At 63.6% G+C, this 14234-nt stretch carries 12 protein-coding genes and 1 other annotated feature; of the genes, 8 read left to right on the top strand and 4 right to left on the bottom strand.

Translation table 11 applies throughout. The features are described from left to right. Positions 1-9: 9 nt before the first annotated feature. Complete coding sequence (locus JOF43_RS09405; RefSeq protein ID WP_209901461.1) at positions 10-1092, bottom strand: IS110 family RNA-guided transposase; 1083 nt, start codon at positions 1090-1092, stop codon at positions 10-12. A gap of 620 nt (positions 1093-1712) precedes the next feature. Here JOF43_RS09405 and JOF43_RS09400 point away from each other — a divergent pair. The 3 genes from JOF43_RS09400 (at position 1713) to JOF43_RS09390 (ending at position 5040) form a co-directional block, all read left to right on the top strand. Further along, a complete protein-coding gene (locus tag JOF43_RS09400; RefSeq protein WP_209901459.1) occupies positions 1713-2426 on the top strand; it encodes a class I SAM-dependent methyltransferase in 714 nt (237 codons plus the stop codon). 217 nt (positions 2427-2643) lie between these two features. Beyond that, positions 2644-3333, top strand: a complete 690-nt coding sequence (locus JOF43_RS09395; RefSeq protein ID WP_209891539.1) for an HAD family hydrolase — start codon at positions 2644-2646, stop codon at positions 3331-3333. A 561-nt stretch (positions 3334-3894) separates the two neighbouring features. Next, positions 3895-5040: a Cmx/CmrA family chloramphenicol efflux MFS transporter gene (locus JOF43_RS09390; protein WP_209901457.1), complete on the top strand. Its 1146-nt coding sequence runs from the start codon at positions 3895-3897 to the stop codon at positions 5038-5040. A gap of 181 nt (positions 5041-5221) precedes the next feature. On the opposite strand, the gene JOF43_RS09385 is transcribed toward JOF43_RS09390, so the two are convergent. Then, the gene (locus JOF43_RS09385; protein WP_209901455.1) at positions 5222-5623 is read right to left on the bottom strand and encodes a GlcG/HbpS family heme-binding protein; all 402 of its coding nucleotides are present in this window, start codon (positions 5621-5623) and stop codon (positions 5222-5224) included. Positions 5624-5653: 30 nt separating this feature from the next. Beyond that, complete coding sequence (locus tag JOF43_RS09380) at positions 5654-6430, bottom strand: SDR family oxidoreductase (protein ID WP_209891524.1); 777 nt, start codon at positions 6428-6430, stop codon at positions 5654-5656. Between the two features lie 99 nt (positions 6431-6529). Here JOF43_RS09380 and JOF43_RS09375 point away from each other — a divergent pair, with 99 nt between their 5' ends. Beyond that, positions 6530-7096, top strand: a complete 567-nt coding sequence (locus tag JOF43_RS09375) for a TetR/AcrR family transcriptional regulator (protein WP_209891521.1) — start codon at positions 6530-6532, stop codon at positions 7094-7096. Positions 7097-7099: 3 nt separating this feature from the next. Here JOF43_RS09375 and JOF43_RS09370 read toward each other — a convergent pair whose 3' ends face one another. Further along, positions 7100-8383, bottom strand: a complete 1284-nt coding sequence (locus JOF43_RS09370) for a glutaminase (protein ID WP_209901453.1) — start codon at positions 8381-8383, stop codon at positions 7100-7102. A gap of 414 nt (positions 8384-8797) precedes the next feature. Between JOF43_RS09370 and JOF43_RS09365 the strand changes: the two genes are divergently transcribed. The 4 genes from JOF43_RS09365 to JOF43_RS09350 all read left to right on the top strand — a co-directional run bounded on the left by JOF43_RS09365 (position 8798) and on the right by JOF43_RS09350 (position 14114). Continuing rightward, positions 8798-10026, top strand: a protein-coding gene (locus JOF43_RS09365) for an IS3 family transposase (protein WP_209901451.1) whose coding sequence is annotated in 2 segments (ribosomal slippage) — positions 8798-9089 and positions 9089-10026 — 1230 coding nt in all. Because the reading frame shifts where the segments join, the coding sequence is not laid out codon by codon here. Continuing rightward, positions 9076-9178, top strand: a sequence feature (AL1L pseudoknot). (Overlaps the previous gene by 103 nt.) 70 nt (positions 10027-10096) lie before the next feature. Next, a protein-coding gene (locus JOF43_RS09360) for an IS5 family transposase (RefSeq protein ID WP_209901449.1) occupies positions 10097-11030 on the top strand; the annotation gives its coding sequence in 2 pieces (ribosomal slippage) (positions 10097-10474 and positions 10476-11030; 933 coding nt in all). Positions 11031-11237: 207 nt separating this feature from the next. After that, the gene (gene argS, locus JOF43_RS09355) at positions 11238-12947 is read left to right on the top strand and encodes an arginine--tRNA ligase (protein ID WP_209901447.1); all 1710 of its coding nucleotides are present in this window, start codon (positions 11238-11240) and stop codon (positions 12945-12947) included. Between the two features lie 153 nt (positions 12948-13100). Beyond that, entirely contained in the window at positions 13101-14114 is a 1014-nt protein-coding gene (locus JOF43_RS09350) for a sugar phosphate isomerase/epimerase family protein (RefSeq protein WP_209901445.1), read from the top strand. Positions 14115-14234: the final 120 nt, after the last annotated feature.

Genomic DNA, 14234 nt, shown 5'->3' with positions numbered 1-14234 from the left:
TATGTTGTGTCAAGCCGCGGCGGCGGCGTCCGGGGCGGGGTGGGCAACTGCGAGCGATCGGAAGATCTGGCGGCTGATGTAGCGCTTGAGGCAGCGTCGGATCTCTCTGGATGTCTTGCCCTCGCTTTGGCGCCGTTCGATGTAGGCGCGGGTGGCAGGGTCGGTGCGCATCCTGGTGAGCACGATGGTGTTCAGCGCGCGGTTCAGCCGTCGGTCCCCACCGCGGTTGAGGCGATGCCTCGTGGTGTTGCCCGAGGAAGCCGGGATCGGACAGATTCCTCCGATCATGGCGAATGCGGCCTCGTTGCGTATTCGCCCGGGGTGCGACCAGACCGTCAAGATCACGGCTGCGGTAACCGCGCCGACTCCTGGCAAGTCCAGCAACTCGGGAGCCGTGGTCTCCACGATGCGAGTGATCTGTTCACGGTTCTCGGCGAGGTCGTTCTCGAGCGTCGTGATCCGCTTCGCGAGGCGTGTCGCTTCAGCGCGGGCGGTTGCTGCGCCGAGTGTTTCCTCGCGGCGACGCCAGCTCACGATCGTCGCGATCTGCGTTCCGGTCAAGGCTCGGCGGGCGCCGATGCCGAGGTCGTGGGTCCGAACGAGGGCGGTGAGCGCGTTGATGCACCGCAATCTGTCGGCGTTGTGCTGGTCGCGGGCACCCGTGAGCACCTGAAGCGCCGACTGCAGCTCACCGGCGCGACGATCTCGCAACTTCGTCAACGGCATGACGAGACTCGATCGGGCGGCGAGCATCGCGTCGAGGGCGTCAGTCTTGCTTCGGGCTCGTGCACGACGCGGGGTCGGTGCCTCGACGACTCGGTACCCCGCTTGTTGCAGCACGTCGCTGAGAACTGCCCCGTAGGAGCCAGTTCCTTCCGCGGCGATCAGCACATCGTCGAGGTCGCCTTCGGTTCGGCGTGAGATCCAGTCTCGTGCGCGTCGCAGCCCTGCAGGGCTGGTCGGGAAGACGTTCTGATCGATGAGACCGCCGTTCGGGGCCTTGATGATCGCGTAGGAGTGGGTTGCGGCGTGGGTGTCGACTCCGACGACATATCGGTAGAAGTCCCCTACGGTGGCAGGCAGACTGTTCATGACGATGTTCCTCTCGAATCGCTGGGACGGGACGTCGTTGCCGGCGTCGGCCCAGGATGAGAGTCACTACGAGGCGGGCCTGTAATGAGCCACGCCGCCGGGATCGTGATTCCGGCGGTGGACATGCTTCTGATCAAGCCATCGTGGTGGGCCAGGGCTGGCGCCGGCACCCGGCCCCCGCCGGACAGATCCCGGGAATGACACCCCGTAGGGGTCAGCCGATTCAGGAGTCACGACGGGCGCCGGGCTACCAGCACCAACCCTGCCAGCCAGCCCCGGGCCGGCCACCACGAACACTTACAGGCGATTCAGTATACCCCGTGCGACAGATGTGTCGCAAAAGTACACGTTCGAACCCTATTGGCAACCGCACGTCACTCGGCCGCAACTGTACCGCTGGGGTACCCATCTTCCGGACACGTCCGCTGGCGGCCTCGTGCGGTCAGCTGAGGCGCGTCCTTCTTTGGGGTGTTGCTGATGCACCTCGACTCCAACAGCGGCGGCATCAATCCCGGGACGGTTCGTCCTCCAGTGCTGCATCGTCGCCGACGACGAGTTCTCGACGGCGTGGGGCAGAGTTGTACCGGTCTGGCAGGCGAGGACTTCGATAGGCTTCTTGCATGAACTCGCCGACGAGGTCACCGAACATCCCAGATAGCCGAGCTCGCTACGACGGCCTCGCAGACTGGTATGACGCCCAGATGGCGGAAGGTCCCCACAGAGACGCGGTCTTGCGCGAGACCCTCCCGCGAGGATCCGGCACGTGCCTGGACATCGGGTGCGGCACAGGCAGGAACCTCGCCATCATCGAAGAACTCGGCTGGACCGCAACCGGCGTCGACATCTCTGAGGACCAGCTTCGCCTGGCGCGTCAGCGATGCCCCCGAGTACACCAGGGCGACGCCCAGGACCTCCCATTCGACTCCGAGTCCTTCGATCTGGTCATGAGCGCCTGGACGTCCACGGACGTCGACGATTTCAGCCGCATGGTCAGGGAAGCCGCACGAGTTCTGCGCCCCACGGGGATGTTTATGTTCTACGGAGTGCACCCGTGCTTCAACGGACCACATGTACACAGCCTCCCCGCAGGAGAGTTGGTCGTACACACGACCTATCGCGAGGCACGACGACATGAGTCTGCCCCCTGGTGGGGAGAGGGTGGCATACGGTACAAAGTCGGCGGCATGCGCCAAGTTCCCCTCGCGGAGTTTCTGAACGCCTTCGTCGACGCTGGCCTTCGGATCGACAGGGTCACGGAACCGGGTGAGAAGGACGTCCCGGTCTCCATCACCATTCTCGCTTCCAAGGACCGGGCGCTTCCTCCGCCCCGCTAGGAACCTGACGACATAGCGAGAAACCGCGCACTCGCCACGGCCGTCGAACCGCTGTTCACAGTGCTGCACGTCTGACAGATCGAGCGAGAATCTACACGGGTGCTGCGTTGACCGGTTGAGACCACCGTAGTTTGCGGCAGGGTGGACATGGTGCGACGAGGTCGGCAGGCCTTCGTGATCTTAGGACGTAGGGCTGCGCGTGCGACATGCTGGTCTCGTGTTCCGCGCCGTGATTTTTGACCTCGATGACACCTTGTTCGATCACGCCAGCTCCGCACGCCTAGGGGTTGCTCGCCTCGTCGAAGAGATGGGTGCCGAGGCGACCCCCACGGTCGTCGCTGCGTGGGAGCGCCACGCCGAGCGTCTGGCTGAACGGCGCGGCCTAGGGGAGATCGATGGACCCCAGTACCGGAGGCTTCGAGTTCGAGGACTACTGGAGAGCCTCGGTCCTGCTCAGAGCATCAGTGACCCAGAGTGCGATCGGATCTATGCGCGATTCGTGGAGCTGTACGAGCGCGAGTGGATAGGTTTCGATGACGCTGTACCCGTGCTGCGCGAGTTGCACCGCCAGGGCGTACGTTTGGCGATCCTGACCAATGGGCCGGAGGCGAGGCAGCAGCGAAAAGCCCACCACCTCGGAATCCGTGAGTACGTGTCCGGGGTGTGGACGAGTGAGGCTCTCGGTGCCGCAAAGCCGAGGCCCTCCACGTACCGGGCGGTGTGCGAGGCATTGGAGGTAGACCCTTCTTATGTGCTCCACGTGGGCGACAACGAAGACCTCGACCTCCGTGGAGCAACGCAGGCAGGGCTCCACGGCCTCCACCTCGACCGTGCGGAACGGCTGCCGAGGTCCCCACGACGTATTACCAGGCTGGTTGACGTGCTCCCGATCGTCATGTCCGAGTGAGTCTCCACGTTGCCAGAGCAGAGCATGCCGACCCGGCGTTCCCCGCGGGTCACGCCGGGTCGGCCTGCTCTGCCGGGCGGCCTTGGGAGTTCCGCTGGAGCTGGCCCCGTCGATCTGCCCCGTTGAAAACGTCACGACCACCTCCGGCCAGCATCATCCGGTGAGTGGTGCGTTGACCGGTTGAGACCACCGTCTTATGTGGACGGGTGGAACTGCTCCGTTGAGGTATACCCAGCCCGACAGAAGTGTCGCAAAAATGCGTTCTCGGGCCCTATTGGGAACCGTAAACGACCTGCGAGTAGCTGTCCTGGTGGGGTTCCCTAGTTCGAGACGTACCTGGCGACGCTGCGCGTGACACCGCTGTGCGTGTCAGTCCGGGGCTCGGTTATGGTGGTTCAGTGAGTTCTCCCGAAGCGTCCAAGGTCGAGCTGCCGGTACGCCGGTAGCTCACTACTTCGACGCCTTCCTCTTCGAGTGGGTGCGACTGCGCGACGTTGATCGCGGTCAGTGAGCACGCGTGCCGGTCTAACCCGACCGCCACCTCACTTCGAAAGACTCACCATGCCACTCGTTATCGTCCTGCTCGCTGTAGCGGTCTTCGCCCAGGGAACCTCCGAGTTCATGCTCGCCGGTCTTCTGCCGGAGATCGCGGAAGACCTCGCAATCAGCATCCCTCAGGCGGGCCTACTGACCTCAGCCTTCGCCCTCGGCATGATCGTCGGCGCTCCTGCCATGGCCGCCGTCAGTCGCCGCTGGTCGCCGAGGCTTGCCCTCTCGGTCTTCCTCGTCGTTTTTATCGCGATGCATGCGATCGGAGCCGTGACTGACAGCTTCGTACTCCTCCTCGCCACGCGCATCGTGGCCGCCTTGACCAATGCAGGCTTTCTCGCCGTCACGCTCTCCACAGTCTCGGCGCTGGTACCTCCCGGCCGCATTGCGCGTGCGCTGGCCGTGATCCTTGGTGGGACCACCTTGGCACTGATCGCAGGTGTCCCCGGCGGCGCCGTGATTGGATCTCTGCTCGGTTGGCGAGCAGCCATGTGGGCGGTAGCTGCCATCTCTGTGCCGGCTCTGGTCGCCGTGATGGTGGCGACCCCTCAGCGAGCGGTTGGCAGGCAGCGCCCTGTGTCGCTGGTGGCGGAGATCCGAGTTCTGCGCCGACCGGGACTCTTGATCCCGTTGGGGCTCGGGGCACTGATCAACGGTGCTACGTTCTGCGCCTTCACCTACTTCGCGCCAGTGATCACTGAGTCCGCTGGCCTCGCCGCGCCCGCAGTGCCTGCTGTGTTGGCGGTTTTCGGCGTCGGATCATGCGTCGGAGTATGGACAGCGGGACGGCACGGCGACGCTCACTCCACCCTCATCCTCGTCGCAGGCGGAGCGGCTTTGTTTGTCGGATGGGGATCCCTCGCGGTGTTCGCCACGGTCCCTGCCGCGGTGTTCACCCTCGCACTTCTTCAAGGAGCGCTGTCGTTCGCCGTCGGAAGCACCCTCATCGCCGCCTCGATCCGCGCGGCGGCATCTGCCCCAACTATGTCGGGCTCGTTCGCGACAGCATCCCTCAACATCGGCGCTGCTGCAGGCCCCATCCTCGGCGGGATCGCTTACGCAACAGCCGGAGCCACGGGGCCACTCGTAGTGAGCGCTGCTCTGGTTCTCACCGCCGCACTGACGTTCTTGGTCACGGCAAGGGCAGGGGTTTCGTGAGGGAAGTGTGGTTCACGCGGTGGAGATTCTGGTCGTTCGGCTCCGTGAGTGCGACAGCTGCTGCGCACCGTTACGACGTGGTCGACGCGGCGCCTGGGTGGGGAACGGGCCTCTGGCCGGAGCGGTGGGGGCTGGGTTCGCCCATCTCGCCGGACGAGGCCCGTTCCGTGACCCGAGTCGTTTAGCTGATCGCTGCCCGAGCGATCTCGGCGTCCTGTTCTGGGGTTCCTCCTGAGACACCTAGCGCACCGAGGAGTCGACCTGTGTCATCAGTGATCGGAACGCCGCCGCCCATGAGGAGCAGACCGCCGTTGGTGTGATCGAAGTGAGCGACCGGCTCACCGAGCTGTAAGGGCGCGTTCAACGCTTCGCTTGGTGCTTCGAACATGACGGAGGTACGTGACTTCGCCAGCGCCAGATCATTAGAGGCCAGCCAGGCGCCATCCATGCGCTCGAAGGCGACAAGGTTCGCCCCGGCGTCGAGGACGGCGAAGACGGCGTTCAGGCCGAGATCATGGGCCTTCTCCTGGCCGGCGTCGATGATGCGGCTGGCCGTTTCAAGAGTGATTGTGGGGTGTGACATGTGGTTCTGTCCTTTCCTTCTCTCTTGGTGTCAGGCCTTCTGGGTCCACTCGGTTTCCTGCCACTGCTTGGCAGCGTCGATGGTCTCCAGTGGCCGCATGGTCCGGTAGTCGGGATTGTCGGCGGTGATGGTCTCCACCATCGCGTCGACCATCTCCTGGGGGTCGGCCTGGTCGGCCAGCGATGGACCGAAGTCAGGCATCGGGACATGCGCGGTCTCGCCGTCGTACCACTGCACGTAGCTCTCGGCGCCGGTGTCGTTGAACCCGGTCCCGAACACTCCGGGGTTGATGGTGGCGACCTTGATGCCGAACTGCTCCAGCTCGGCCTTCATCGACCCGGCGACCGCTTCGATCGCGTGCTTGGTCGCGCAGTAGGCGCCTAGGAACGGGACGACGAGGATCCCGCCCATCGAGGAGGTCCAGATGATGCGTCCGCTCTTGCGAGCGATCATCTTCGGTGCGATGGCCTGGACCAGTTCGAGGTGCCCGAACAGGTTGATGTCGAACGACTCCCGCACTCTCTGCAGCGGGATATCGACCACGGACCCGCCCTCCATGACTCCGGCGTTGAGGACCAGAACGTCCACGTCGAAGGAGCCGGCGTGAGCGATGTCGATGGGGTCGAGCAGGTTGAGCTTGATGACGTTGAGTTCGACGCCGGCTGCGTCGGCATCCGCTCGAAGGCTGCGGACCTGGGGCCACGTCTCGGCAGCGGCAATCACATCGTGGCCCTGACGGGCAAGCTCGAGCGCTGCTCCTTGCCCGAATCCACTGCTGGCACCGGTGATCAAGATCTTCTGGGACATGGGCACTCCTTGGGTAACTATCTGGATGCTTACGACAGGGAGCCTGCCACGCCAGGACAGACAGGTCAATAACCAGGTGGTTACCTATAGGCTGAGGGGATGCCACCCGATGCCACGGAGACCAAACGTCGGATCCTCGACGCGGCGCGGGCCGAGTTCGCGCAGTTCGGCCTTGCTGGCGCGCGCGTGGACAGAATCGCTGAGACTGGGCGGGTCAACAAGCGCTCCATCTACGTTCACTTCGGACCCAAGGGCCAGCTGTTCGATCTTGTGGTGTCGGCCGCGCTGGCCGAGATGGCAGACGAGGTGCCATTCACTGCTGAGGACCTCCCTTCGTACGCCGCGGCGCTGTTCGACTACCTGACAGAGCGACCAGAGATCCTGCGCTTAACATCCTGGGCTGGACTTGAGCGGGAGGATGCATCGCCGGGCGAGGTCCAGGCGTACGAGCCCAAGGTGCGAGAGCTGTCAGAGCATTTCGATGGTGCGGCGGTCGATGTGCTCGCCTTGCTGCTTGGCCAGATCACGGCGTGGCAGTTCGCATCGTCTGGGCTTCGCGCGCACGCATCAGAGGGGCCCTGGTCTGATGACCGCCTCCAGCGGCACCGCGCCCTGCTGATCGTTTCCGTCGAGGCGCTCGTCAGCGCCGCGAGGGCCCGTGCTTGAGGGTCACCGTTCCGGACCTTCGGTTGCTTGTTCCAGTCGATGAGGGCTCCACCGTTCGACGGGGCGTCCTTGACTGTCTTGGAAGTCGGTGACGGTCTCGTCTGGATCAATGAGGATGATCTGGTGTCCCTCTTCGACGAGCTTCGTTGCCATGTCGGACGACGTGCGCCGGGCGACGGCATGCACTTCGTCGACTCGGCTCATGTCGAAGATGATGAGGTCGGTCTGCGGAGGATGCTCGATAATCTCGTGCACGAGGGATTCGATGGAGCTGAGCACCAGGTCACCTTGGAGGACATAGATCGTCGCTGGTTGTCCTTCGACGATGACGGTCCGTGTCTCGCGCAGTGAGGAGCGCGCTGGTCTTCCCGTGTCCATGAGATGCAGACCGAGGTCTTCTGAGAGCCGTTTCATCATCTCGATCCCACGGGCACTGTTGCCGTGTGGGTCGAGCCGGGGAGAGAAGACTGCTACCCCGATCTGCCCGGGCAGGACGCCGATGATGCCTCCGGCGACTCCGCTCTTGGCGGGGATGCCAACTGTGGAGAGCCAGTCTCCCGCCGCGTCGTACATGCCGCAGGACGCCATGACGCTGAGCACCTGTCTGGTCGTCTGTCGACGCAACACCTGCTCGCCCGTTTCAGGTTGCACGCCGGCGTTGGCAAGGGTTGCCGCCATTAGGGCAAGGTCACGCACGGTGACAGAGGCCGCGCATTGGCGGATGTACCCCTCGACCGCAGGCCCAGGCTCCTGCGCGAGCGCCCCGGCCGCGCGCAAGAGATGAGCGAGCCCGAGATTGCGATCGCCCGCACCAAGCTCCGATGCAGCGACTGCCTCCTCGATGTCGATCTGTCGACCCGTCAGCTGCGAGAACAACTTGAGCATCCGCTCGACCGACGACTCCTCGTCGCTCTTTAGCAGCGCGTGGGTCGCAATGGCACCGGCGTTGATCATCGGGTTGCGCGGTTTGCCGGTCTCTGGATCAAGGGAGAGCTCGTTGAAGGCCTCACCGCTGGGTTCGACACCGACGTTGTCGAGCACCGCGCCCAGGCCGTGGTCCTCGATCGCCAGGGCATACGCGAACGGCTTGGACATCGATTGGATACTGAAACGATGGTCGACGTCGCCGCTGGAATAGACCGTACCGTTGACCGTGCACAGGGCGATGGCCACGCGATCCGGGTCGGCGGCCGCGAGTTCGGGGATGTAACCGGCAACATCACCGGCGCTGATGTGAGCGGTCTCCTCGATGACCGTGTCGAGATAACCGAGAATAGGTGATCTCATCGCGTGCTCCTTTGCGTCAGTCTTGTCGCTTCAAGGGATCTTATGTCGGGGACGGCGAGGAGGCCCCCCGGCCTGCGCGGCGGCACGCCGTGCATGGCGGACATCAGGCGTGCTGCGCCCGACGGAGTCACGGGGGCAGCCCCGTCCGCGATCCGTGCGGCAGTCCCTGACGAACACGTAGAAGCCTCTCGTCGCCACCAAGGACTGCCCCGAGGGCGCCACCTCGAGCCAGATGCGTTGCCACAGCTTGAGACTCCCGCACAAACAGCTCTCCAAGCTTGTGGTTCCGAAAGGCTCTCTGCATACGAAGATGTGCTGCGCTCGCTCCGCGCGACTTCACTACGCGTCCACCACGAACTAGGGCGTGAAGCGCCCTGGGTTCCGTTCCGATCCTGATACGAGGAGGATTGGAACATGCCGAGCAAGTACCCACAGTCGTTCCGCGACCGTGCCATGCGCATGGTCGTGGACCGTATGGAGGCCGATGAAGGCCTTACGCAGTATCAGGCGATCAAGGAGATCGCGCCGAAGCTGAACATCTCGACGGAGTCGCTGCGGCGCTGGATCGAGCAGTCTCAGATCGACGCAGGGGCCAAAACTGGGCTCTCGAGCGAGGCCCAGGCCGAGATTCGCCGGCTCAAGCGTGAGAACGCGGAGCTGCGCAGGGCGAACGAGATCCTGAAGTCAGCGTCAGCGTTTTTCGCCGCGGAGCTCGACCGCCCCTCGACGAGATGATCGCCTACATCGATATGTATCGCGATCAGTTCGGGGTCGAGCTCATCTGCCGCACCCTCGCGGCGACCGAGGGTGGATTCATCACTTCACGCGGCTACCGCGCCGCGAAGACTCGACCGGCAAGCGACCGTGACCTGCGCGATCGCGTGCTTATCGAAGAGATCAGGCGCATCCATGCCGAGAACTACGGGGTCTATGGGGCGCGGAAGATCTGGCACGCGATGCGGCGTGAGGGCTGGGACATCGGTCGTGATCAGTGCGCTCGGCTGATGCGCAAAGCCGGGTTGCACGGTGTGATCCGCGGGCGGACGCCCCGCACCACGCAGCCCTCGCCGCTGCCCGATGGACGGCCGGATCTCGTGGAGAGGAACTTCGAGGCTCCCGCACCGAACCGGCTCTGGGTCGCAGACATCACCTACGTCCGCACGACCAGCGGATTCTGCTACACGGCTTTCGTGATCGATGCGTTCTCCCGCCGGATCGCGGGCTGGGCAACAAGGGCGACGATGCGGACAGAGGACCTCCCGCTCGAGGCCCTCGAACACGCTTTGATCGCAGCAAAAGACCAGGCCATCGGGGGTTTGATCCACCACAGCGACCGTGGCAGTCAGTACGTCAGCGTTCGATACACCGAGCACCTGGCCGAAGCGGGCATCGCTGCCTCTGTCGGCTCCCGCGGCGACAGCTATGACAATGCCCTGGCAGAGACGGTCAACGGGCTCTACAAAGCCGAGCTCATCCACGCCCGGCCCGCTTGGCCGTCGGTCACCGAGGTCGAATTCGCGACGATGAACTGGGTCCACTGGTGGAACCACCAGCGGCTCCACCAGGCCCTGGACTACTCGACTCCGATCGAGGTCGAGAAGGCCTACGCTCAGACCCGGGAGCCCTCAACGGCCCCCACATAGAAGCCGGAACGGAACCCAGGGCGCTTCAGCGTGTCTCCCATATGTGGAGTGGGGTGCGCGAGATGCTGGTGTGGTGAGGTCGACGGGTTCGCGGTATCGGGTGTTCACGGACGAGCAGTGGGGACGAATCGAGCCGTTGCTGCCCTCGAACGCGGGCAGGCGAGGTCATCCGTTCGGTGATGACCGGCGGATCGTGGAGGGCATCGCGTATCGGTTCCGGACTGGGATTCCGTGGCGGGATCTGCCTCGCGATCAATTCGGGCCGTGGCAGACGGTGTGGAAGCGACATCGCCGGTATGCCGGTGACGGCACCTGGGATCGCGTGCTGACCCAGATGCTCGCCGAGGCCGACGCTGCCGGGAAGATCGACTGGGCAGTGTCGATTGACGCGACGATCGCGCGTGCGCATCAGCACGCGACGAACACGACCCGCCCCGAGCAGGACACAGGGGGCCGCGTCGAATCACAAGAACCTCCCACTCGATGAGGTCGAACCGCCCGGCCATGGCATCGGCCGCTCTCGCGGCGGGTTGACGACGAAGATCCATCAGGCCGTCGATGGGCATGGCAGGCCCCTGGCGATGGTCCTCACCGGAGGGCAGCGCAACGACGGCGCAATGCTCGCCGACGTGCTCGGCGAGATCCACGTTCCCCGGGTCGGCCCGGGCCGGACACGGACTCGACCGGACGCCGTGATCGCTGACCGTGCATACGCGACCGGTGTGATCCGCAGGCAGCTGCGCCGCCGCGGCATCAAAGCAGTCATCCCCGACAAGCGAGACCAGATCGCCGCACGCAAGCGGCGTGGTAGCCAGGGAGGACGCCCGCCCGCACTCGATACCGACGCCTACCGTGGCCGCAACGTGATCGAGAGGTTCTTCGCCCTGGCCAAGCAATGGCGCGGCATCGCCACCCGCTACGACAAACTCGCCATCACCTACCGCGCCGGCATCACCCTCTGCGCCATCCTCACCTGGACCCGCCTACTAAAAGGCACGCCCTAGCCCATGTTCGTCATCCAGGCACCGGTCACATCGCGCGTGGCGGCAGGCTCGTTGCTCACGGTGGCGATCCCGGGGGCGGTCCGTGCGGGAGACGGGATCTGCTCATCGGTCCTGGTGATCCGTTCTTCGTCAGGGCACAAGGCCCGGATCTCACACTTGGCCGACCAGGCTCGCACCCTGGCCGCAAGAAGACTAGAATCGACGGCTATGAACCAGGACGCTCTCGGAAACTCGGTAATCAATATCCTGACGGAAATTGCTGAGCGACGATGCGACGGCGAGCGTTTCGACATTCGAGCGACTGAGGTCACCATTGAACGACCCCGCGACCGCGCCCACGGTGATTGGTCGACTAATGCCGCGATGAAGTTCGCCAAGAGGCTGGACTTGAATCCTGGTGAACTCGCGCAGGAGATCGCCGACGGTCTATCCCAAGTCAACGGCGTCGCATCGGCGGGAATCGCAGGGCCCGGTTTCGTCAACGTGCGCCTCAATGCTGCTGCGGCGGGGCAATTGGCGAAGACGATCGTGGACTTGGGATGCGAGTACGGGAATGGTGACGCATTTGAAGGCCAAAGGATCAATCTCGAGTTCGTTTCGGCGAACCCGACGGGACCGATCCATCTTGGCGGAACAAGATGGGCCGCCGTTGGTGATTCTCTCGCGCGACTCCTTTCTGCGCAAAAGGGCGATGTCACCCGTGAGTACTATTTCAATGACTATGGGACGCAGATTGATCGATTTGCTCGAAGTTTGGTCGCCGCCTATAAGGGTGAGCCAACCCCGGAGGATGGCTACGGCGGCTCGTACATCGACGACATCGCGCAGCGCGTCGTTCGCGTACACGAGCCAGGGTGCCTCGAAGACTTGACGCCCGAAGCACTACAGGAGACGTTCCGCGCGACTGGAGTCGACTTCATGTTCAGCGATATCAAGAACAGCCTGCGCAACTTCGGTGTCGACTTCGACGTATTTTTTCACGAGAACCAGCTGCATGAGTCGGGTGCTGTCGCGCGTGCCGTTGAAAGACTGCGCGACCTGGGGCAGATCTTCGAAAAGGATGGCGCCGTATGGTTGCGCACTACCGAGTTTGGCGACGACAAGGATCGTGTTGTCATAAAGTCTGACGGCCAGCCCGCATACATCTCGGGTGACATTGCGTATTATCTAAATAAGCGTGAGCGCGGATTTGACCGTTGTCTCGTCATGCTCGGGGCCGATCACCACGGTTATGTGCAGCGACTCATGGCGATGTGCTCAGCCTTTGGAGATGAGCCAGGAACGAATCTCCAAGTGCTCATCGGCCAGATGGTGAATCTGGTGCGCGACGGCCACCCCGTACGCATGTCAAAGCGGGCCGGAACCGTCGTCACGCTCGAGGACCTCGTCGAGGTGGTCGGCGTTGACGCAGCGAGATATGCCCTCGTGCGCAGCTCCGCTGATACGAATCTTGATATCGATCTGGGCATCCTCGAGAAGCGCTCGAACGATAATCCAGTCTTCTATGTTCAGTACGCTCACGCGCGCACGAGCAATGTTGCGCGAAAAGCGGCCGAAGGGGGCGTCACGCTCGCGGGATTCCGGCCCGAGCTGCTCGAGCACGAGACCGAGGCCGCCTTGCTCGGTGCCCTCCAAGAGTTTCCCCGCGTTGTTAGGTTCGCCGCGGAATCTCGCGAACCGTACCGCGTCGCCCACTACCTTGAAGAGCTTGCGGGGTTGTACCACCGCTGGTACGGAAATTGTCGTGTGATGCCGAAGGGCAACGCACCGATCGAACCCGTGCACCGCACTCGGCTCTGGCTGAATGAGGGACTGATGCACGATCAGGTGTCACATGATCTGTGGCGTCGTCGGGCAGGGCTGGGGTCCGATCCGCTCGGATGGGCCCCGGGTTCCACCTGGACCGGTGGATTCTGAGCGGACAGCGGCATCGCGGTGTGTGACGCCCTTGGAAGCCTTGGTCGGCCTCGATCACGATGCTCTGCTTGCAGCGTTCTCTCTGTACCTGGTACTGCAAACTTTGGGTCAGCATTCCGACTGACCCTCCTATGAACTGAGGAGTAGAAAGCCATGGCACGACCGATTACACTGTTCACCGGCCAGTGGGCCGATATGCCGTTCGAGGAACTCGCCCAGCGGGCTGGCGAGTGGGGCTATGACGGCCTTGAGATCGCCTGCTGGGGCGACCACCTCGACCCTAACCGCGCGGCCACTGACGATGACTATGTGGCTCAGAAAAAAGAAGTCCTTGAAAAGCACGGTTTGCAGGTATTCGCGATCTCGAACCACCTCAAGGGCCAGGCCGTTTGTGATGACCCGATCGATCAGCGTCACCGCGACATGCTCCCGGACTCGGTGTGGGGCGACGGTGACCCTGAAGGAGTGCGCCAGCGCGCCGCGGAAGAGTTGAAGAACACTGCTCGCGCTGCCAAACGCTTAGGCGTTAAGACCGTCACTGGCTTCACCGGATCGGCGATCTGGAAGTACGTCGCGATGTTCCCCCCGGTCAGCGATGAGTTGATCGAGGCCGGATACCAGGACTTCGCCGACCGCTGGAATCCGATCATGGACGTCTTCGATGAAGAGGGCGTTCGGTTCGCTCTCGAGGTCCACCCCAGCGAAATCGCATACGACTACTGGACCACGAAGAAGACTCTCGAGGTGATCGACCGCGACTCCTTCGGCTTGAACTGGGACCCCTCTCATATGGTTTGGCAGCAGCTCGACCCGGTGGGGTTCTTGCTGGACTTCTCCAACAAGATCTTCCACGTGCATTGCAAGGACACCAAAGTGCGCGTGGGTAACGGCCGTAACGGGCGGCTGTCTTCCCACCTGCCGTGGGCTGACCCGCGGCGCGGGTGGGACTTTATCTCCACCGGTCACGGGGACGTGCCTTGGGAGAACGCGTTCCGCGCGCTCAACCACATCGGATACGACGGCCCGCTGTCGGTGGAGTGGGAAGACGCCGGTATGGACCGCCTCGTGGGCGCGCCCGAAGCGCTGGAATTCGTACGTAAGATGAGTAAGTACGAGCCTTCCGAGGCAGCCTTCGACGCGGCGTTCTCCACCCATAGGGGTCAGTGACGTCAGCGCCAGCCCCGTTCGAAGTGAGATGCCTCCACTCGTCATCGCGTGGGCGAAGCATGAGACTGCGAGCTTCGCGGTTTCTGCTCTTGTGTGCCAGGAGGTCAACATGGCTCATCG

It is taken from the genome of Brachybacterium sacelli (assembly GCF_017876545.1).
GTDB classification, from domain to species: Bacteria; Actinomycetota; Actinomycetes; order Actinomycetales; family Dermabacteraceae; genus Brachybacterium; species Brachybacterium sacelli.
Note: the sequence above shows the minus strand (reverse complement) of the source record. Positions and strands in the feature narration are given on the sequence as shown.

What these genes read in the sequence shown, in the direction of transcription:
- JOF43_RS09405 (WP_209901461.1), bottom strand. Translation starts at nt 1,092, where the DNA reads ATGAACAGTCTGCCTGCCACCGTAGGGGACTTCTACCGATATGTCGTC.
- JOF43_RS09400 (WP_209901459.1), top strand. Translation starts at nt 1,713, where the DNA reads ATGAACTCGCCGACGAGGTCACCGAACATCCCAGATAGCCGAGCTCGC.
- JOF43_RS09390 (WP_209901457.1), top strand. Translation starts at nt 3,895, where the DNA reads ATGCCACTCGTTATCGTCCTGCTCGCTGTAGCGGTCTTCGCCCAGGGA.
- JOF43_RS09385 (WP_209901455.1), bottom strand. Translation starts at nt 5,623, where the DNA reads ATGTCACACCCCACAATCACTCTTGAAACGGCCAGCCGCATCATCGAC.
- JOF43_RS09380 (WP_209891524.1), bottom strand. Translation starts at nt 6,430, where the DNA reads ATGTCCCAGAAGATCTTGATCACCGGTGCCAGCAGTGGATTCGGGCAA.
- JOF43_RS09375 (WP_209891521.1), top strand. Translation starts at nt 6,530, where the DNA reads ATGCCACCCGATGCCACGGAGACCAAACGTCGGATCCTCGACGCGGCG.
- JOF43_RS09370 (WP_209901453.1), bottom strand. Translation starts at nt 8,383, where the DNA reads ATGAGATCACCTATTCTCGGTTATCTCGACACGGTCATCGAGGAGACC.
- argS (WP_209901447.1), top strand. Translation starts at nt 11,238, where the DNA reads ATGAACCAGGACGCTCTCGGAAACTCGGTAATCAATATCCTGACGGAA.
- JOF43_RS09350 (WP_209901445.1), top strand. Translation starts at nt 13,101, where the DNA reads ATGGCACGACCGATTACACTGTTCACCGGCCAGTGGGCCGATATGCCG.